Here is a 4,797-nt window from a genome sequence, read left to right on the forward strand (position 1 = left end):
CGGCTTGGACGAATTGTTAGGCCGCAATTGGCTCGCTGGAGAGCGCGAAGCCGAACTGACGAGCGTATGAGGCAATGATCTGCTCACGGGATTGGCCAGGCCCGGCAGTGTGGCAATTGACCTTTCGGCCCTGCTCCTGGCACATGACCACGCGAGGGTTTATCTCCGTGTCGTCGGTCATGGGGCCCAAGACATTGAAGATCTTTTGATCGGCATCAGTCACAACGACGAAGAATGGATCGATCTTTCTTGCACGAGGCATGAAGTTCTCCTTGCGGCCTAACACTGATTAGCGTGCACAAATGCAACGCTAACAGTTTCGGAACGCGTCAGAAGCCCGGTATCGCGATTACCGGCCGGGCGGCACATCCGGGTAGTCGCGGTCTGCGAACAGGCATCCGACGGCCGCGACTAGTAGCGCTGTAGGCAAGCCGAATCCAACGCACGCCGCCGCCCGGATCCGCGTCGCAACTGCCGGACCCTGCGCCCGACCTAGCGTCAGAAGCGCGTCGGCGAAGTGGTCCCACGCCATAGGGCGGTTTAGACCGAGGAAGGCGTCCGCTAGAAGCTTGGAAAAGTGCGCGCCGACCAGAAGCAGCGCAGAGAGCAGGACGATCAGAATGAGCAGCCTTACTTTCATCGTCAGGCTTACCGAGGCGATTCACTGCCGCGGGTAGTGATCCATCCCGCCATCCTCAAATCCACCCACTCACACGCCGCCAGGAAATCCTCCTCCTCGCGCAGCTCCATGCCAGCGGCGTCGATGACGAGATAGCGGCGATCGGGCTCGCCGGCGGCGTCGGCCACCACCCGGTAGGGACCACGGGAATAGAGCACGGGGCGGGTGTGCATGCAGACCTCCGTATCCGCCGTCGCGTCCGATCCTGGACGCCGGGTGCCGCGTCGCGGCGGGGCTAGCGTAGCGCAAGGCGCTGCCGCTTGAAGCCGGTCGCCGCTTAGGATGCGTGGCGTATACGGCCGCTGGTCCACCCTTTGCCAATGAAGCCCACCTCCGCCCTGGTGTCGCCGCTCGCCCAGTTGGAGGCCGTCTGCGAGAACGCGACGGTCGCGCTGTTCGTCATGGACGAGCAGCAGCAGTGCATTTACATGAATGCTTCGGCGGAAGCGCTGACCGGGTTTTCGCGGGCCGAGGTACAGGGCCGCACCTTGCACGACCTGGTGCACCACACGCGGCCCGACGGCACGCCCTACCCGATCGAGGACTGCCCGATCGACCGCGCCGCGCCGGAGGACATGCAGGCGAGCGGCGAGGAAACCTTCGTGCACAAGGACGGGCACTTCTATCCGGTGGCGTTCACCGCCAGCCCGATCCGCCGCGACGGCGCGGTGGTGGGCACGGTGATCGAGGTGCGCGACGTGCACCGCGAGCGCCAGCGCGAACAGGAGGACATCGCCTTCCGCCAGCTCTCCGAGCTGATGCTGCACGAGTTCGAGCTGCCGCGGATGGTGCAGGCGGTAACCGATACCGCCACGCGCCTGAGCGGCGCGGCATTCGGCGCGTTCTTCTACAACGTGGACGACAACGAGGGCGGCAGCTTCATGCTGTATTCGCTGTCGGGCCTGCCGATGGAACGCTTCGCGTCGTATCCGCATCCGCGGGCGACGCCGATCTTCGGCCCGACTTTCCGCGGCGAAGGCACGGTGTGCATCGACGACGTGCTGGCCGACCCGCGCTACGGCCAGTGGCCGCCGCACCACGGCATGCCGCCGGGGCATCCGCCCGTGCGCAGCTATCTGGCGGTGCCGGTGAAGTCCGACGGCGGCGACGTGCTGGGCGGTGTGTTCCTCGGGCACCACGCGCCCGGGGTGTTCACCGCGCACAGCGCACGGGTGGTGGAATCGATCGCCGCGCTCGCGGCGGTGGGCATGAGCCGGCTGCGGCTGTTCCGCGCGGTGCAGAGCGAGGCGCTGGAGAAGGAGCGCCTGTACCAGGAGTCGGTGCGCGCCAACCGCACGAAGGACCAGTTCCTCGCGCTGATCTCGCACGAGCTGCGCACGCCGCTGACGTCGATCCTGGGCTGGAGCGAAATGCTCGGCTCGGGGCGCCTGCCGCCGGAGATGGCCGAGCGCGCCGTCGCCACCATCGATCGCAACGCGCGCGCGCAGGCGCAGATCGTCGACGACCTGCTGGACATCTCGCGCATCATCAGCGGCAAGCTGCGCCTGAACGTGCGCGAGATTCCGGCGGTGGCGCCGGTGGACGCGGCGGTGGAAGCCGTGCGCCCCGCCGCGCTCGCGCGCGACGTGCAGCTGGTGCTCGACGTCGCCGACGACGCCGGCTCGCTGGTGGCCGACCCGGACCGCCTGCAGCAGGTGGTGTGGAACCTGGTGTCGAACGCGGTGAAGTTCACCGAGCGCGGCGGCCGCGTCGACGTGGCGGTGTCCCGCGACGAGGACGCGATCGAGATCCGCGTGCGCGACACCGGGCGCGGCATCGAGCCCGCGTTCCTGCCGTTCGTGTTCGAGCGCTTCAGCCAGGTCGATGCCTCGTCCACGCGCGAGCACGGCGGGCTGGGGCTGGGGCTGTCGATCGTGCGCCACCTGGTGGAGATGCACGGCGGGCGCGTGCACGTGTGGAGCGAAGGGCCGGGCCGCGGCGCCGAGTTCATCGTGCGGCTGCCGTTCTCCACCGTGGCGGAGGCCGAAGCGCGCGATCGTCGCGGCGTCGACGGCGCACCCGCCCTGCCGCCGCCGGCGCTGGCCGAGGACGCGCTCGCCGGCCGCGACGTGGTGCTGGTGGAGGACGACCCGGACTCGCGCTCGATGCTGGCCGCGGTGCTGGAAGCGCACGGCGCGCGCGTCACCGCCTGCGCGTCGGCGATCGCCGCGCTGGCCGCGCTGGCGGAGGCGACGCCCGACCTCGTGATCAGCGACATCGGCATGCCGGGCATGGACGGCTACGCGTTCATCCAGAGGCTGCGCGAGGAGGAGCAGGCCACCGGGCGCGAAGCCGTCCCCGCCGTGGCGCTCACCGCCTATGCGCGCGCCGAGGACCGCATGCAGGCGCTGGCGCACGGCTTCCAGATGCACGTCGCCAAGCCGGTGCAGCCGTCGGAGCTCGTGGCGGTCGCGCAGTCGCTCTGCGGCTGGCGCGCGGCACCGGCGGCGTCCGGGCGGTAACCTATCCCGCCTTTTTCACGCATCCGGAGCGGGCCATGAGCCTGAAGCAGCGACTCGTCGACGACATGAAGGCCGCCATGAAGGGCGGCGACAAGGCCTCGCTCGCGGTGATCCGCCTGATCAACGCGGCGATCAAGCAGAAGGAAGTCGACGAGCGCGTGGAGCTGGACGACACGGCCGTGGTCGCGGTGCTCGACAAGATGGTCAAGCAGCGCCGCGATTCGGTGTCGCAGTACGAGAGCGCCGCCCGCGAGGACCTCGCGCAGGTCGAGCGCGACGAGATCGTGGTGATCGAGCGCTACCTGCCGACCAAGATGGGCGAGGCCGAGATCAACGCCGCCATCGAGGCCGCGGTGGCCGAGACCGGCGCCGCCGGCGCGGCCGACATGGGCAAGCTGATGGGCGTGCTCAAGCCGCGCCTCGCCGGGCAGGCCGACATGGGCCTGGTGTCGAAGCTGGTGAAGCAGCGCCTCGCCGGCTGATCCCCGCGCCGGCACGCGGGCGGCGCGCATCGCCGCTCGCAGGCCCGTGACGGCCGCTGCGGCAGGCTCGCCGCATGGCCCGACCGCATCCCGATCCGCACCCGTCGACCGCGCAGGCGACGCCGGCCGACGCGCCCCCGGTGACGAAGCAGCTCGACCCCACCGAGAAGGCCTCGATCACGCAGGCCGACGGCGCGCCGCCGCCGCCGGACGTCAAGAAGGTGGTGCGCAAGGCCGGCATCGGCACGCTGCCGATGGCGCTGCTGCGGCGCTTCCTCGATTCCAACGTGATCACGCAGGCCGCCGCGCTGGCGTTCTACGCGGCGCTGTCGATCGCCCCGCTGATGCTGCTCCTGCTGTGGCTGACGGCGTCGAGCCCGTCGGCGCAGGGCGCGGTGATCGCGCAGGTGGGGCTGCTGGTGGGGCCGGAGGCGCAGTCGGTGGCGCGCGCGGTGCTGGCCGAGGCGGCGGCGTCGCCGAACGCGGGGTCGGTGGCCGGCGTCTGGAGCGTGGTGCTGCTGCTCGCGGGCGCCAGCGCGGTCTTCGCGCAGCTGCAGGACGCGCTGAACCTGATCTTCCGCACCGATGCGACCGCCCTGCCCGGCCTCTGGAACTGGCTCAAGAAGCGCCTGCTCTCGTTCGGCCTGGTGCTGGCCGTGGTGTTCCTGCTCGTGATCTCGATGACGCTCACCACGGTGCTCGACCTGACCGTCGGCCGCTTCGCGCAGGGCGAGACGGTGGCGGCCACGCTCGCCGCGCTGATCGTCTACGCGTTCACCTTCGCGCTGATGTACCACTACCTGCCCGACCGCCGGGTGCGCTGGCGGCTGGCGCTGGCCGGCGGCGCGCTCACCGCCGTGCTGTTCATGGCCGGGCGCGCGGCGATCGCCTGGTACCTCGCGCGGCAGGTCACCGCCTCGGCCTACGGCGCGATGGGCGCGCTCGTGCTGGCCATGCTCTGGGTCTACTACGCCGCGATGATCCTGTTCGGCGGCGCGGTGGTGACCGCCACCATCGACGAGCGCCTCGGCACGCCGCCGGAACCCGCGGGCTGAGCGCCCGTCGCAGGCCCTGATGCGGGCGCGTGGCATCCTAGCGACGCGCCGGCCGGTCCTCCGCGGCGCCTCCCCGCTTCGTGACGCATGGCCCGCATCCCCGACGCTTTCATCGACGA

4 protein-coding genes are annotated in these 4,797 nt (G+C 70.4%); 3 read left to right on the forward strand and 1 reads right to left on the reverse strand.

Going from position 1 to position 4,797, the window contains the following annotated elements:
* Positions 1-648: 648 nt before the first annotated feature.
* Positions 649-852 (reverse strand): hypothetical protein, encoded by a 204-nt coding sequence (locus E4F61_RS13355; RefSeq protein ID WP_133480119.1) that lies wholly within the window; start codon positions 850-852, stop codon positions 649-651.
* A 147-nt stretch (positions 853-999) separates the two neighbouring features.
* On the opposite strand from E4F61_RS13355, the gene E4F61_RS13360 reads away from it, so the two are divergent.
* From E4F61_RS13360 to E4F61_RS13370, 3 genes are all read left to right on the forward strand, one after another.
* Entirely contained in the window at positions 1,000-3,141 is a 2,142-nt protein-coding gene (locus tag E4F61_RS13360) for an ATP-binding protein (RefSeq protein WP_133480120.1), read from the forward strand.
* Between the two features lie 35 nt (positions 3,142-3,176).
* The gene (locus tag E4F61_RS13365) at positions 3,177-3,623 is read left to right on the forward strand and encodes a GatB/YqeY domain-containing protein (protein ID WP_133480121.1); all 447 of its coding nucleotides are present in this window, start codon (positions 3,177-3,179) and stop codon (positions 3,621-3,623) included.
* Between the two features lie 74 nt (positions 3,624-3,697).
* On the forward strand, positions 3,698-4,678 hold the full coding sequence (locus E4F61_RS13370; protein WP_133480122.1) for a YihY/virulence factor BrkB family protein: 981 nt from the start codon (positions 3,698-3,700) through the stop codon (positions 4,676-4,678).
* Positions 4,679-4,797 lie beyond the last annotated feature (119 nt).

This window comes from Cognatilysobacter segetis, assembly GCF_004359965.1.
GTDB classification, from domain to species: domain Bacteria; phylum Pseudomonadota; class Gammaproteobacteria; order Xanthomonadales; family Xanthomonadaceae; genus Cognatilysobacter; species Cognatilysobacter segetis.